Raw genomic sequence first — 14,120 nt, 5'->3', positions numbered from 1 at the left:
ACGGGGCGCCGCACCGCTCAGTTCCTCGTGCCGGTCCGGCCGGCGGTGCTGTCCTGACCGAGCCGCTCGATCCAGTAGAGCTGCTTGTGTCCTCTGCTTTCGAGGCTGTCGGCGACCTTCTGGGCCTCGGCCCGGGTGGAGTACCGACCCACCCGGTAGCGGTTGCCGTTGTCGTCCTCACGTATGACCAGCCACGGAAGCAGTGCACCGCTGTCGTTCATCGCGTTTCACCCTCCGCCGACGTACCCGCCCGGGAAACCGCATTGCGCATATGCCCGAGCCTACGCCCGACCTTTACTCAGCGGATACGCTTTTTCACGAAGAGGTACCTCACAGGCGTACGCATCCGGCCATGCGTACGAGTGGGCCGTGCGCGCCGGTTCAGCGCCCGCGCACGGTCGGCAGCGGCAGGATCACCGCCCCGCCCGGGTTCGCCTTGCGGCAGACGTCCCCGCAGGTCGCGTCGAGGGAACAACAGAGCGAGCAGATCGGGCCGGACCGGACGGGGCAGTCGGCGATGTCCGGGAGCTCGTACGAGGTCTCGCAGACGGCGCAGAGATGCTCGGCGGTGATGTCCGCGACCTCCACCCCGGGGCCGTTGACCGTGTTCGGCCTGGCCAGGTAGTACTTCCCCTTCGTCGCCCACGCGATCAACGGGCAGAGCACGAGTGAGAGTCCGGCCGCGATGAAAGTGGAGAAGGCTTCGGCGTATGTCCCGAAAAGACCGAAGAAGGCGAGGATCGAGACGGTCGAAGCGATCACCATCGAGCCGAAACCGGCCGGATTGACCGAGTACAGGTAGGCGCGCTTGAACTCGATGTACGGCGGGCTGAGGCCGAGCCGCTTGTTGATCACGAGGTCGGCGGCGACGGCGACGATCCAGGCGATGCCTACGTTGGAGTAGAAGCCCAGCAGCTTGCCGAGCATCGAGAACATGTTCAGCTCCATCAGCGTCAGCGCGATGCCGAGGTTGAGGAAGATGTACCAGACGCGGCCGGGGTGGCGGTGGGTGATGCGGGAGAAGAAGTTCGACCAGGACAGCGAGCCGCTGTAGGCGTTCGTGACGTTGATCTTGACCTGGGACACCACGACGAACAGCGCGGCCACGGGCAGCGCGAGACCGCCGAGCCACGGCCGCAGCGCCTCCAGCTGCGGGGCGATCGGCTCCAGCGCGTGGGTCTTGCCGACGGCTTCCAGCGCGACGAAGGCGAGGAAGGCCCCGCCGAGCTGCTTGGCGGCGCCGATGATCACCCAGCCGGGGCCGGCGGCGAGCACGGCGAGGTTCCAGCGGCGGCTGTTGGCCGGGGTCTTGGCGGGCATGAACCGCAAGTAGTCGGCCTGCTCCCCGATCTGCGCGATGAGCGAGAGCGCGATGCCGGTGCCGAAGCCGAAGCCGATCCAGGAGAAGCCGGAGCCGGCTCCTTCCGTCCCGCCGAAGTGCGCGAAGGCGCCCCAGGCCTCGGGGGCCTCGAAAGCGAGCACGAGGAAGGGCAGGACCAGCCCGATCAGCCAGACGGGCTGGGTCCAGGCCTGCACCTTGGCGAGGGCGCCCATGCCCTTGAAGACGATCGGGATGACGACGAGCGTGGTCAGCAGGTACCCGATCTCGACGGGCAGGCCGAGGGCCTGGTGCATGGCCTGGGCCATGATCGAGCCTTCGAGCGCGAAGAAAATGAAGGTGAAGGAGGCGTAGATGAGGGACGTGAGGGTCGAGCCGAAGTACCCGAAGCCCGCGCCCCGGGTGACCAGGTCCATGTCCAGGCCGTACGTGGCGCACGCGCGGGCGATGGGGATGCCGGTCAGGAAGATGACGGCGGCGGCCGCCAGGATCGCGGCGGCCCCGCTGGTGAACCCGTAGGCGAAGACGATCGAGGCGCCGATGGCGAAGTCGGCGAGGTAGGCGATGCCGCCGAGCGCGGTGCCGGCGACGGTGCCGGGGCCCCAGCGACGGAAGGAGTGGGGCGCGTACCTGAGCGAGTAGTCCTCGCGGCTCTCGTCGGCGGCGAGTTTGGCGTAGCTGCGGCGGGGTGGCGCGGGGGCCGGGGCGGGGGTGACGGTGTCGGTCATACCGCCGGAAGGTAGGCCCGGCACGTGACGGCCCGTCACCCTCGGGCGTTGCCCCCGGGTTACGCCCCCGGGCCCGGCGTCACGGCGGGGTTACGTCCGCCGCGACCCCCTGTCCGCGCTCCGGTGCGGCGCCCCTCCCGGGGCCGAACCCCGGACCCGCGCACCTCGAACTCCCCCTGCTACCGCCGGGGTCAGCGGACCGGCAGGTGGTACGCCAGGCGGTAGCGGTCGGCCGGGACGATGACGTCGGCCGTTTCCACGGCGCGGCCGGACGCGAAGTAGGTGCGCCCGATCACCAGCACCACGTGCCCCGGCACCCCGCCGAGCAGCATGCTCTCCTCCGCCAGGCCCGGGCGCGCCCCGACCTCCTCCACCACGTTGTCGACGACCACGTCGATCGCCGCCATCCGGTCGACGACCCCCGCGCCCCCGAGCGGCCCCTCCTCGGGCAGCATCACCGGCGTCCGCCCGGTCACCGTCAGCGGCTCCCAGGAGGTCGACAGCATCATCGCCTCGCCCGCGTCGCGGAAGACGTAGCGCGTCCGCATCACCCGCTCGCCCGGCTCGATGCCGAGCCGTTTCGCGATGTCCGCCGGGGCGGCGTCCTGTTCGCTGCTGGATTCCCAGGTGCCGCGGACGCCCGCCTCCGCCTGTTCCTGCCGGAAGGGGGTCGAGACCCCGCCCGTGCGGTAGCCGGAGCGGGCCACGCGCCGCGGGACGGGCTGCTCTCGTACGTAGGTGCCGGATCCGGACCGGCCCTCGACCAGGCCTTCCGCCATGAGGACCTTGCGCGCCTCCAGGGCCACCGTGTCGGAGACCCCGTACTCCTCACGGATCCGGGCCTGCGAAGGGAGCCGGGCATGCGGAGCCAGGGACCCATCGACGATCTTCCGTCGCAGATCCCCGGCGACGCGCAGATAGGCCGGCTGCTCGCCGAAAGTCACAAGGCCACTCCCATCAGGTTGACAGACAGCTACACCCTGGCAACCGACGGTTGTCCATCGCAAGCAGAGGCCAGAGTTTCACCCGAAGTGATGAAGCCAGGTCACTCAAACCCACGCGTCACAGAGGCAACACGGACGCCGACGCCGATCCCGAAGCCGACGCCTGCTCCACGGCCGGCTCCCGGCTCGGCTCGCCCGGCCCGCCCGGCCCGCCCGAATCGTTGTCGTCCTGCTCCCGCAGCCACTGCGGCACCTTCGTCGACAGACCGTACGCCCCGCGTACCGCCTTCTCCACCTCCACGGGGAGCGCGACCGCCGCCCGGTCCCACGCCTCCTCGAACTCGACCGCGGTCTTCGCCATCGCCGCCCGATGCCAGTCGCTCCGCGCGACCTCCAGCCGTTCCACCTGCACGCCCGCCGGTCCTGCCAGCTCCGGGCGGGCCTTCGCCTTGTCGAGCAGTCGCGACTCGGCCCCCAGCGCCTTGTCCATCTCCCACGCCCAGCCCTGGTACGCGGTCAGGTGGTCGTCCACGTCCCCGTCCGGCTGGTTGCCCAGCGCCACGTCGACCCCCTGCATCGTGCGCAGGAAGGCCACCTGGTCGGGCGTCAGCATGCCGGCGTCCTTGCGCAGACTGCCCCGGTGGTCCTGCTCCGCCGTCCCGATCACGCAGATGAGCCGCCGGTCACCGTCCTGCCAGCTCGCGCGCGAGGGAGTGAAATAGAACATCTCGGCGTGCGCGGGCAGCGCCCACGTGTCCATCGCGTAGTCGTCCTGCGCGGTCCAGCAGTCCCGCGTCGCGGTGTTCCTCAGCTCCTGCACGCCCGGGAACCGCTCCTCGCTCAGCGACGTGGCGGAGGTGACCTCCGCGTCGTGGACTTCGGCGCAGTCGATCCGGTACACGAGGGTCTCGTCGGCGAGCAGGTCCCCACCGGGGACGTTGAAGCAGTGGCCGACGCGCAGTTCGGCGGAGTCGACGAGCAGGCCCTCGACGTCCTCGTACGACTGCGCCGCGCCCCGGGATCGCGTCCGCTCGTCGAGCGCGTCCGCGGCCCGCCCCACGAAGGGGACCGCGAGGACGAGGGCGACGCTCATCACCAGCGAGACGACCAGCCCGCACACGGCGAGCGCTGTGCCCCGCTCGCCCTTCTTCGCTATCTGTACGAGGGCCACGATCGCGAAGACGGCGCCCAGCGGCGGGAAGCACAGCAGCCCCACGAGCAGCGAGGCGAGCGCGAAGCCGTTGAGGGCGGGTGGCCGCGGCGGCGGGGGCGGGGCGGGCCAGAAGGGCTGCGGCTGACGGCTCACGGGCTGGTTGCTCACGGGGGTGGGGTGCTCCATCAAGGCATGGCGGTGGCGGCGACGGAAGCGTTCGCTCAGGTACTTGCGCGAACGAATGCGCGAATAGTACGCAGCGGGGGCGACCGCCGAAACGGTCGCCCCCGTGGTTCACCGCGCTCAGGTCAGAACTGGAGCGCCCAGGAGTCGATCTTTCCGGTGTCGATGCTCGCGAGGTCCGCGACCCGGAGCTTCCACACGCCGTTGGCCACCTCGGCGGAGGCGTTCACGGTGAAGGTCTGGATGATGTTGTCCGCGCTTCCGCCGGTGCGGTTGCGCAGGTTGTAGACCGTGCCGTCGGGGGCGACCAGGTCGACCTTCAGGTCACCGACGTAGGTGTGCTTGATGTCGACCGGAACGCTCAGCGTGGCCGGGGCGTTGCCGGAGATCCCGCTGACGGTGATCGGCGACTCGACGGTGGCGTTGTCGTTGACCGCGTAGTCGGCCGTGTTCTCGAAGCGGGTGCCCGGGTTCGGCGGGGTGGTGGAGGTCCCGATGTTGAGCAGGCGGTTCGGGGAGCCGGTGCCGGGGCTGGTCACGACGTTCGGGGTGGCCGCGTTCACCAAAGCCGTGGAGACCTGGGCCGGGGTGGAGGCGGGGTTGGCCGCCAGGTAGAGGGCGGCGGCGCCGACCACGTGCGGGGTGGCCATCGAGGTGCCGGAGATGGTGTTCGTCGCGGTGTCGCCGGTGCCCCACGAGGAGGTGATGTTGGAGCCGGGGGCGAAGAGGTCCAGGATCGTGCCGTAGTTGGAGTAGCTCGCCTTGGCGTCGGTGTTGGTCGTGGCGCCGACGGTGATCGCCTCGGCCACGCGGGCCGGGGACTTGGTGTTGGCGTTGGTGGACTCGTTGCCCGCCGCGACCCCGTAGGTGATGCCGCTGGCTATGGAGTTGCGCACGGCGGTGTCGAGCGCGGAGTCCGCGCCGCCGCCGAGCGACATGTTGGCCACGGCCGGCTTGACGGCGTTCGCCGTCACCCAGTCGATGCCGGCGACGACCTGGGCGGTGGTGCCGGAGCCGTTGTTGTCGAGCACCCGGACGCCGACGATCTTCGCCTTCTTGGCCACGCCGTACGAGGTGCCCGCGACGGTGCCGGCGACGTGGGTGCCGTGGCCGTGGCCGTCCTGGGCGGTGTTGTCGTTGTCGATGGCGTCGTAGCCGTCGGAGGCCCGGCCACCGAGGTCCTGGTGCGTCTTGCGGACGCCCGTGTCGATGATGTAGGCCGTCACGCCCTCGCCGGCCTTGTCCGGGTAGGTGTAACTGTTGTCGAGCGGGAGCGCACGCTGGTCGATGCGGTCCAGGCCCCAGGAGGGCGGGTTCGGCTGGGTGGCGTCGATGGTGAAGACGCGGTTCTGCACGACCGACTTGACGGCCGGGTCGGCGGCGAGCTTCTTGGCCTGCGCCTCGGAAACCTCGACGGAGTAGCCGTTGAGGGCCGCGCTGTAGGTCCGGTCGATCCTCGCGCCGTACCGCTTGGCCACGGCCTTTCCGCTGTCGGCGGTGGAGCGGGCGGCGGAGTCGTTCAGGGTCACGATGTAGCTGCCGGAGACGGTGCCCTCGGCGCCGGCGTTCTCGATGACGCCCTGCGGGGCGAGCGGGGCCGCGGAGGCGGGTAAGGCGAGGGCGGCTCCGAGGGCGAGGGCCAGTGTGGCGGTCGCTCCGATGCCGGCGATCTTCCGGCGGGTGTGACGCATCACGGACATGTGACGGGTCCTCCTCATAGGTGGTGCGCTGCGGGGGGTGCGCGGCCAGCCGGGCGAGACCGGTCCGGGCATGGCTGCTTATGCCATGCCCATGACAAGCAATTCGGCCCAACGACGCGCCGCTGACGAAAGGTTGGCCCACGGAGTCGGTCCACCACAAGAGGTCAACGAACGCGTAACATCCGTGCCACACCTCCGCCATGAAAAGGCAAAGGCCCACCGCACATGACGCACGCACTCCCCGGATATCTCTGCGCCGAAGACGGCACCCGCGCCGACGCGCGGACCGCGCCCTGGTGCTGCCCCGTCTGCGCCGGCCCGTGGGACCTCGACTTCACCCCCGACCCGGCCGCCGTGCTGGACCCCGCCGCCGGGCCCAACTCGCTCTGGCGCTACGACTCCGCGCTGCCGCTCACCGGGGCCCTCTCCGTCACGCTGGCGGAGGGCAACACCCCGCTGGTGCAGCTGGCGGAGCGGGTGCACGCCAAGCTCGACTTCCTGATGCCCACGCTGTCCTTCAAGGACCGGGGCGCGGTGATGCTCGCGGAGCTCGCGCGCCGGCTGGGGCCCCGGCGGGTGGTGGCGGACAGCAGCGGCAACGCGGGGACGGCGCTCGCGGCGTACTGCGCGCGGGCCGGGCTCAGGTGCGAGGTGTTCGTCCCGGAGGGCACCTCGGAGAAGAAGATGGAGCAGATGCGCGCGCACGGCGCGACGGTCCGGGTGGTGCCGGGCGGGCGGGAGGCGGCGGCCGTCGCGGCGCGCGAAGCGGCCGGCCTCCCGGGGGTGTTCTACGCCAGTCACGTCTTCAACCCGTACTTCCTGCACGGCACCAAGACGTACGTCTACGAGGTCTGGGAGGCGCTGGGCGGCCACCTGCCCGAGGTGCTCGTCGTCCCCGTCGGCAACGGCACGCTGCTCCTCGGGGCCGCGCTGGCGGTGGAGGAACTGGCCCGCCGCGGGGTCCGCCCGCCGGCGCTGATCGGCGTCCAGTCGGCGGCCGTCGCCCCGCTGGCCTCCGCCTTCCGCTCGGGCGCAGAGAACGCCGAGCCGGTTCCCCAACTCCCCACCCTGGCCGAGGGGATCGCGATTCCGGTCCCACCGCGGGCCCGCCAGATCCTGGCGGCCGTCCGCAAGTCCGGCGGGACCTTCCTGACCGTCACCGACGACCAGGTCCGCGCGGCCCAGCTCGACCTGGCCCGGCGCGGCCTCTTCGTGGAACCCACGGCCGCCGCCTGCTGGGCCGCGGTAGGCCCCACCGCGGCCGAGGACCCCCTCCGGGGGCGTTCCGCGGTCCTCCCGCTCTGCGGCGCGGGTGCCAAGACGGGGCTGGCCGCGCCCGCGGTCTGACCGGGCTGCCGCCTGCCCGGGCGCCCGCCCGGGCGGGCCCGGTCCCCCACGCCGGACGCGAAGGCCGCCGACATAGGCTCCGCGTCATGCGCACCTCAACGACCCGCGTCTGGGTCGCCCTCGCCCTCGTCTACGTCGTCTGGGGTTCGACCTACCTCGGCATCCGGATCGTCGTCGAGACCATGCCGCCGTTCCTCTCCGCCGGGGCCCGCTTCATCGCCGCCGGCCTCGTCCTCGCCGCCCTCGTCGCCTGGCGGGACGGCCCGGCCGCCCTCAAGGCCACCCGCGCCCAGGTGCGCTCCGCCGTCCTGGTCGGGCTGCTGCTGGTCCTCGGCGGCAACGGCCTCGTCGTGCTCGCCGAGACCACGATCCCCTCCGGCCTCGCCGCCCTCCTGGTGGCCGCCGTACCGATGTGGCTGGTCGTCCTGCGCGCCGGCTCCGGCGACCGTCCCGCCCCGCGCACCCTGGCCGGGGTCCTGCTGGGCCTCGGCGGGCTCGCCGTTCTGACCAGCCCGGGGTTCGGCGGCGAGATCGGGCTGGGCGGGGTGCTCCTGGTGCTGGCCGGTTCGGTGCTCTGGTCGCTCGGCTCCTTCTCGGCGGCGAAGCTGACCCTGCCCGCGAACCCCTTCACCGGCAGCGCCTACCAGATGCTCGCGGGCGGGACCGGCGGGATCGTCGTCGGCCTGTGCCGCGGCGAGCAGCACGGGCTGGACCTCACCTCGTACTCCACCGCGTCCTGGCTGGCCCTCGGCTACCTCGTCCTGTTCGGCTCGCTCGTCGGCTTCACCGCGTACGTGTGGCTCCTGCGCGCGGCTCCGCTCTCGCTGGTGGCCACGTACGCCTACGTGAATCCGGTCGTGGCCGTCGCCCTGGGCTGGCTCATCCTCGACGAGGCCCTGACCTTGCCGATCCTGCTCGGTGGCGCGATCGTCGTGGCGGCGGTCTGCGTGATCGTCAGCACCGAGCGCCGCCGCTGACGGGCCTGGCCGGGCGCCTGTCGCCGCCCCTCAGCCCGCCGGCTTCGCCGCCCGTTCGTACAGGGCCTTCGCCCGGTCGTCGAACAGCGCGGCCGTCGAGTCCACGTCCGTGTCCCCGCCGCTCAGCACCCCGATCAGCTGCCCCGGCCGCCCCGGCCCGCCCCGGTCGGCGATCCACGGGCTGCCGCTCGTCCCCGTCCAGAACCCCGAGCAGTTGATGTAGAGCATGGCGGGGTCGTCCTCGTCGTGCCGGCTCTGCGTCGTGCAGGCGACGGGCTTGTTCTGGGGGTTGCGCTCGGATTCGGGATAGCCGACGACCGTGACCTCCCGGGCATAGCCCGAGGTCCACACCGGCTTCGGGGCCTCCCCGTGTCCGACGACCTCCTGCAGGCTGCGCCCCTGCCCGTCCGGTTCGACGCTGAGGAAGGCGAAGTCGGCGGTGTCCTCGCCCCACTTGGTCCAGCGCTCGTCGACCTGCACGGAGCGCACCTTCCACAGCCCGAGGGGCCGGCTCCCGGAGCCCTCCCCGGAGAAGGCGGGGGCGAAGGCGAGCGCGCCGATGGCCAGCCCGTCGTGCGCGGCCTCGCCCGGCTGCCCGTCCTCGCCGGCCGGGGCCACGCAGTGCGCGGCGGTGGCGACGACATCGCCCTGCGGGCTGTCGACGACGCTGGCCGTGCACCAGTGCTCACCGTTGGCCATGAGCACGCCGACGGTGGGGAAGGGGATCACGCCACGGTCCTCGTAGCCGCCGGAGTCCTTGACGAACACCACCGCGAGCAGCGCGGCGACCCCCGCGAGGGCGGCCGAGACGATCCACTTGGCCCCGAGGCTCACCGGGAGGCGGCGCCGCTCGCGCCGCCGCTCGGGGCCGGCCGGGGCTTCGGGGTCGGCGCGGACATCACCTTGCTGATCCACTCCAGTGCGCCCTCCCGCATCCCGCGTACGTACGACTTCCCGTTGTGCTGACCATCCTGGATCACTTGCAGCGTGGTGTGCACGGGACCCCTGCCGTAGTCCTTCATGAACCCTTCGGCCTTCTCCCGGCCGGACTCCGCGGTGCCGATCTGGAAGTTCACGTAGACGTCCGGGCCGCCCGCCGCGATCAGCTTCCCGGCGAGCTTCTGGGGGTTGTCCGCGTCCATGGCCTGCTTGTTTCCCTTCCACAGCGGGGAATCGGGGACGATGTCGACCCCGCTGGCGATGGCCGCCTTGAAGCGGTCGGGGTGCTTCAGTACGTGCTTGAGGGCGCCGAATCCGCCCGCCGAGGAGCCCATGAAGGCCCACCCGTCGCGGGAGGTGAAGGTCCGGAAATTGGCCTTCGTGAAATCCGGGACGTCTTCGGCCATCCAGGTGCCCATCTTGGGCTGGCCAGGGATGTCCGAGGCGTCGAAATGGTGCTTGGTGTCGGCGTTGTGCACCGGCATGACCAGGATGAAGGGCAGGCTCCTGCCGGCCTTCGCCCCGTCGCTCACGGCCTTCTGGAGGCCGAGGCCCGGCCCCGTCCCCCAGTAGTTCGTGGGGTAGCCGCGGCCGCCGGGCAGGGAGATCAGCACCGGGAAGGCGCTGTCGGCGTACGCCGGGTCGTCGTACTCCTTCGGCACCCACACCCATACGTCGCCCGTGAACCCGGACTTCCTGCCCGTCAGGGTGGTCTTGGCGATCTGGGTGCCGTCCGGCAGCCGGGAGGTCCGCACGAACGGCGCCTTCGGCCCGGTCGGCATGCTCACGCCGGGCCGGCTGTGGGAGGCGGCGGACGCGGCCGTATCGGGCTTCCCGAAGGAGGTGGGATCGCCTATGTCCGAGAAGAGGCCGTACTTGTACGCGGCCGCCCCGCCGCCGGCCGCCAGGACGAGGCCGAGCCCGCCGCTGATCAGGATCAGGCGCAGCCGGCGCCCGGGGCGGTGGCCGACCCCGGCCACCGCCGGGGTCTCGGTCCGGCTCCCCGCCGTGGTCATGACCGTGGTCGTGGTCGTGGCCTTGCGGCCGTCGTCACCCTGCTGGTCTTGGTGCACGGAATGTTCCCGTTCCTTCGCCGGCGCCCCGCGGGAGCGCGGGACGACCGATTGGTCCCCCCTTACATCCATAACAGAGGTATGAACGACCGGATGGGTTGCCTGGGACGGGTGGACGTGGCGAGGGCCACGCCGGTCAGCCGTCGGCGGGCTTCGGCCCCTTCAGAACCTTGCTGATCCACTCCAGCGAGCCCTCCTTCATGCCGCGCACGTAGTGCCAGCCGTTGTGCTCGCCGTTCTGGATGTCCCGGATGGTCATCTTGACCGGGCCCTTGGCGTACTTCTGCCGGAACTGCGTCATGCTCTGCTTGCCGGTCTCCTTGGTCCCGATCTGGAAGTTGATGTAGACCTCGGGACCGCCCGCGTCGATCAGCTCCTGGGCGAGCTTCTCGGGGTTGTTCGCGTCCATCTCCGCCTGGTGGCCCTTCCAGAACGGCGAGTCGGGAACGATCTCGCCGCCGCTGGCGATCACGGCCTTGAACTTGTCCGGGTGCTGCAGGACCTGCTTCATGCCGACGAAGGCGCCGGAGGAGGAGCCCATGAAGGCCCAGCCGTCGCGTGACTTGTACGTACGGAAGTTGGCGCGGGTGAAGTCCGGGACGTCCTCGGCGATCCAGGTGCCCATCTTGGGCCGGCCGGGGATGTCGGAGCCGTCGTAGTAGTACTTCGCGTCCGGGTTGAGCACCGGCATGATCAGGACGAACGGCAGGCTGGTGCCGTCCCGCACGCCCTCGCTGACGGCCTTCTGGAGGCCGAGGCTGCGGTCGGCCCAGTAGTTGTTCGGGAAGCCGTTGCCGCCGGGGAGCGCGATGAGGACCGGGAAGGCGCTCTTGGCGTACTTCGGGTCGCTGTACTCCTTCGGCGTCCACACCCAGACGTCACCCTCGAAGCCGGACTTGGCGCCCTTCAGCCGGGTTTTGGCGATGATCGTGCCGTCGTCGAGCTCGGCGGTCTGCTTGAACTGCGCGCGCGGGCCGGTCTCCAGCTGTACGTCCGGATCGCCGATCGGTGCGGGCGGGCTCGCGGGATCGCGGCCCGGGCCCTGCTTCCCCCCCTCCGCACCGGCGGGGGGCGGGGTCTTGCCGAAGCTCACCGCGGAGCCGTTGCCGGAGAACCGGTCCAGCTTCCAGGCGGCGAAGCCGCCACCACACAGGACGAGCACGAAGGCCACGGTCGCGCTGATCCACAGCACGCGGCGGGAACGGGCGCGGCGGCGGGGCGGACGCGGGGGTGCCGGCGGGCCTGGGGGCCCGGGTATGTGCGGGGGGACGTAGGCCTCCCGGCGGTAAGGCTGGTCATCGGGCCGCGGGCGCTGCGGGTCCTGGTGCACGAACTTCGCTCCGAACGGTCATGGCTGCCCCCCGGCGGGACAGAAGGGACTGACGTCCCCCTTGTCCTGATGCGTGAATCCCCCGGAGAGTTCCAAAACGCCGCAAACACATGACCCGTGTCCCGGTCGTACGAAAGCCCGCGCCGCGGGCGCCTCACCTCAGCGCGTCGAGGACTTCCGCGCACCGCCCGAGCAGTGCGATCAGCTGCTCCCGCTCCTCGCCGGTGAACTCGGCGGCCAGCCGCCGTTCCACCGCCACGGCCCCCGCGTCGGCCACCTCCATCGCCGATCGCCCCTCGTCGGTGAGCCGGGTCTCCAGGACGTTGCCGTGCAGTTCGTGCGGGGTCCGCTCGACGAGGCCGCGCTCCTGGAGGTTCTTCAGCACGGTGTTCATCGTCGGGGGCGTCACCCCGCACAGGCGCGCGAGCGCGGCGGCGGAGATCCCGGGCTTCTCGGAGAGCCAGAGCAGGGCGGCGTACTGCGGAACCGTTACTGCGGCCGGCCTCACCGCCGCGTTCTTGGCCCCGAGGAGAGCCTGTTCGGCTCGCTTGACGTGGGAGCCGATGCGCTCCTCCGCGGGCATGGAAGTCATCCACGCATCATAAAGCCCTTGCGTACATTAGGGCTCTAACTTACATTCGCACTCATCCATAGAGAAGAGGACGTCCGATGTCGAAGAAGTTCCTGCCCGCCGCCCTGGTCACCCTGACCGCCGTCCTCACCCTCGGCGCGGCTCCCGCCCCCGCCGCCACGGCATCGGCCGACGGCGCCGCCGAAAGCCGGGACGCCCGTACCCGGATCTCCACGGCCTTCACCCTGCCCGGCGCGAAGGTCTTCCCCGAGGGCATAGCCGCCGACCCCCGCACCGGCGCGGTCTACGTGGGCTCCTACAAGGACGGCACCGTCTACCGGGCCCGCTCCGGCGCGCGCACGGCGGAGGTCTTCCTGCCCGCGGGCACCGACGGCCGCCACACCGCGAACGGACTGCGGGTCGACGGCCGCGGCCGGCTCTGGGTGAGCGACTCCACCTCGGGCGTCTCGGTCTACGACACCCGGTCGGGGGCCCGGCTGGCCCACTTCGAGATCCCCGGGAGCGAACCGCGTTTCCTCAACGACCTGGCCGTCACCCCCGACGGCACCGCGTACCTCACCGACAGCGTCCGCGCGGTGGTCTACCGGGTCACCCCCCAGCAGCTCGCCGCCGGCTCCGGCCCGCTGCTGCCCGCGTACGACCTGAGCGGGCGGCTCACCCCCTCCCCGGCGGGGAGCTTCACCCTCAACGGCATCACCGCGGACCCGGCCGGGCGCTTCCTGCTCACCGTCGACATGACGGCGGGCGAGCTGTACCTCATCGACCCGGTCTCCGGCGCGGTCTCCCGCGTGGCCCTCACCGGCGGTGACCTGAAGACCGCCGACGGCCTCGACCTCGCCCCCGGCGGGGTCCTGCGCGCCGCCCAGAACACGCGGAACACCCTGAGCCGCTGGCAGCTGTCGGCCGACGGCACCCGGGCCCGCCTGGTCCGTACCGTGACGGACCCCTCGCTCCAGATCCCGACCACCCTGGTCCAGGTCCCGGGGCGGACCCTGGTGGTCAGGTCGCAGTTCGACAAGGACGGCGGGCCGATGCCCTCCCCCGGCGGCGCGCCGACCGCGTTCACGGTCGCCTCGGTCCGCGGGTTCTGACCCGCCGCCCCGCTCCCGGTCCGGTCAGCCGCGCAGATAGGCCAGGACGGCGAGGACCCTGCGGTGGGATTCCTGCGCCGGGGGCAGGTCGAGCTTCATCAGGATGTTCCCGATGTGCTTGCCGACCGCCGCCTCGGAGACGGTGAGCCTGCGGGACACCTCGGCGTTGGAGTGCCCCTCGGCGACCAGCGCGAGGACCTCCCGCTCGCGGGCCGTCAGCCGCTCCAGCGGATCGCGCCGGCGGCTGATGAGACGGCGTACCACCTCGGGATCGACCACGGTCCCGCCGGCCGCCACCCGCGCGACGGCGTCGCGGAACTCCTCCACCTGCCCGACCCGGTCCTTGAGCAGGTACCCGACGGCCGTCCCGTCGCCGGAGTCGAGCAGCTCGGCGGCGTAGGAGCGCTGCACGTACTGGGAGAGGACCAGGACGGGCAGGCCGGGCCGGGTCTCGCGCAGCCGCACGGCCGCGCGCAGCCCCTCGTCGGTGTGGTCCGGAGGCATCCGCACGTCGGTGACGACGATGTCCGGCCGGTGCTCGGCCACGGCCGCTTCGAGGGCGGCGGCGTCGCCGACGGCCGCCACCGTACGGTGGCCGAAGCGGGCGAGGAGACCGACGAGGCCCTCGCGGAGCAGCACGGAGTCCTCGGCGAGGACCACGCGCAGCGACTGCGGGCCGGCTCCTGCGGGCTCTGCCGAGCCGTCGGAATCTACGGGGCCTACG

At 71.7% G+C, this 14,120-nt stretch carries 13 protein-coding genes; 3 read left to right on the top strand and 10 right to left on the bottom strand.

The features are described from left to right. Positions 1–17: 17 nt before the first annotated feature. The 5 genes from OTB20_RS16270 to OTB20_RS16250 form a co-directional block, all read right to left on the bottom strand. The gene (locus OTB20_RS16270) at positions 18–221 is read right to left on the bottom strand and encodes an SPOR domain-containing protein (RefSeq protein ID WP_254382854.1); all 204 of its coding nucleotides are present in this window, start codon (positions 219–221) and stop codon (positions 18–20) included. A 160-nt stretch (positions 222–381) separates the two neighbouring features. Then, the gene (locus OTB20_RS16265; RefSeq protein ID WP_267818208.1) at positions 382–2,067 is read right to left on the bottom strand and encodes a purine-cytosine permease family protein; all 1,686 of its coding nucleotides are present in this window, start codon (positions 2,065–2,067) and stop codon (positions 382–384) included. A 191-nt stretch (positions 2,068–2,258) separates the two neighbouring features. Beyond that, a complete protein-coding gene (locus tag OTB20_RS16260; RefSeq protein WP_267818207.1) occupies positions 2,259–3,011 on the bottom strand; it encodes a GntR family transcriptional regulator in 753 nt (250 codons plus the stop codon). Positions 3,012–3,129: 118 nt separating this feature from the next. Further along, on the bottom strand, positions 3,130–4,332 hold the full coding sequence (locus OTB20_RS16255) for a DUF4190 domain-containing protein (protein WP_267818205.1): 1,203 nt from the start codon (positions 4,330–4,332) through the stop codon (positions 3,130–3,132). A 140-nt stretch (positions 4,333–4,472) separates the two neighbouring features. Beyond that, positions 4,473–6,047 carry a S8 family peptidase gene (locus tag OTB20_RS16250; RefSeq protein ID WP_267818204.1) on the bottom strand — a complete coding sequence of 525 codons (1,575 nt, stop codon included), beginning with the start codon at positions 6,045–6,047 and terminating at the stop codon, positions 4,473–4,475. A gap of 225 nt (positions 6,048–6,272) precedes the next feature. Between OTB20_RS16250 and OTB20_RS16245 the strand changes: the two genes are divergently transcribed. Both OTB20_RS16245 and OTB20_RS16240 read left to right on the top strand, forming a co-directional pair. Next, entirely contained in the window at positions 6,273–7,394 is a 1,122-nt protein-coding gene (locus OTB20_RS16245; protein WP_267818203.1) for a threonine synthase, read from the top strand. 86 nt (positions 7,395–7,480) lie between these two features. Then, the gene (locus OTB20_RS16240; RefSeq protein ID WP_267818201.1) at positions 7,481–8,371 is read left to right on the top strand and encodes an EamA family transporter; all 891 of its coding nucleotides are present in this window, start codon (positions 7,481–7,483) and stop codon (positions 8,369–8,371) included. A gap of 30 nt (positions 8,372–8,401) precedes the next feature. On the opposite strand, the gene OTB20_RS16235 is transcribed toward OTB20_RS16240, so the two are convergent. From OTB20_RS16235 to OTB20_RS16220, 4 genes are all read right to left on the bottom strand, one after another. Beyond that, a complete protein-coding gene (locus tag OTB20_RS16235; protein ID WP_267818199.1) occupies positions 8,402–9,286 on the bottom strand; it encodes a trypsin-like serine peptidase in 885 nt (294 codons plus the stop codon). Further along, positions 9,202–10,383: an alpha/beta hydrolase gene (locus tag OTB20_RS16230; protein WP_324290377.1), complete on the bottom strand. Its 1,182-nt coding sequence runs from the start codon at positions 10,381–10,383 to the stop codon at positions 9,202–9,204. The genes OTB20_RS16235 and OTB20_RS16230 overlap by 85 nt, the downstream gene beginning before the upstream one ends. 136 nt (positions 10,384–10,519) lie before the next feature. Then, positions 10,520–11,575 carry an alpha/beta hydrolase gene (locus tag OTB20_RS16225; RefSeq protein ID WP_267818197.1) on the bottom strand — a complete coding sequence of 352 codons (1,056 nt, stop codon included), beginning with the start codon at positions 11,573–11,575 and terminating at the stop codon, positions 10,520–10,522. A gap of 292 nt (positions 11,576–11,867) precedes the next feature. Next, positions 11,868–12,305 (bottom strand): MarR family winged helix-turn-helix transcriptional regulator, encoded by a 438-nt coding sequence (locus tag OTB20_RS16220; RefSeq protein ID WP_267818196.1) that lies wholly within the window; start codon positions 12,303–12,305, stop codon positions 11,868–11,870. Positions 12,306–12,382: 77 nt separating this feature from the next. On the opposite strand from OTB20_RS16220, the gene OTB20_RS16215 reads away from it, so the two are divergent. Then, positions 12,383–13,396: an SMP-30/gluconolactonase/LRE family protein gene (locus tag OTB20_RS16215; RefSeq protein WP_267818194.1), complete on the top strand. Its 1,014-nt coding sequence runs from the start codon at positions 12,383–12,385 to the stop codon at positions 13,394–13,396. A gap of 24 nt (positions 13,397–13,420) precedes the next feature. Here the strand turns inward: OTB20_RS16215 and OTB20_RS16210 are convergent, their stop codons facing one another. Then, positions 13,421–14,056: a response regulator gene (locus tag OTB20_RS16210; RefSeq protein ID WP_267818193.1), complete on the bottom strand. Its 636-nt coding sequence runs from the start codon at positions 14,054–14,056 to the stop codon at positions 13,421–13,423. Between the last annotated feature and the right edge of the window lie 64 nt (positions 14,057–14,120).

Origin of the sequence: Streptomyces sp. H27-H1 (assembly GCF_026627445.1) — a bacterium.
Taxonomy (GTDB): domain Bacteria; phylum Actinomycetota; class Actinomycetes; order Streptomycetales; family Streptomycetaceae; genus Streptomyces.
Note: the sequence above shows the minus strand (reverse complement) of the source record. Positions and strands in the feature narration are given on the sequence as shown.

Excerpts from the sequence above, each read along its gene's own strand:
- OTB20_RS16270 (WP_254382854.1), bottom strand. The coding sequence starts at position 221 with ATGAACGACAGCGGTGCACTGCTTCCGTGGCTGGTCATACGTGAGGAC.
- OTB20_RS16265 (WP_267818208.1), bottom strand. The coding sequence starts at position 2,067 with ATGACCGACACCGTCACCCCCGCCCCGGCCCCCGCGCCACCCCGCCGC.
- OTB20_RS16250 (WP_267818204.1), bottom strand. The coding sequence starts at position 6,047 with ATGTCCGTGATGCGTCACACCCGCCGGAAGATCGCCGGCATCGGAGCG.
- OTB20_RS16245 (WP_267818203.1), top strand. The coding sequence starts at position 6,273 with ATGACGCACGCACTCCCCGGATATCTCTGCGCCGAAGACGGCACCCGC.
- OTB20_RS16240 (WP_267818201.1), top strand. The coding sequence starts at position 7,481 with ATGCGCACCTCAACGACCCGCGTCTGGGTCGCCCTCGCCCTCGTCTAC.
- OTB20_RS16220 (WP_267818196.1), bottom strand. The coding sequence starts at position 12,305 with ATGACTTCCATGCCCGCGGAGGAGCGCATCGGCTCCCACGTCAAGCGA.
- OTB20_RS16215 (WP_267818194.1), top strand. The coding sequence starts at position 12,383 with ATGTCGAAGAAGTTCCTGCCCGCCGCCCTGGTCACCCTGACCGCCGTC.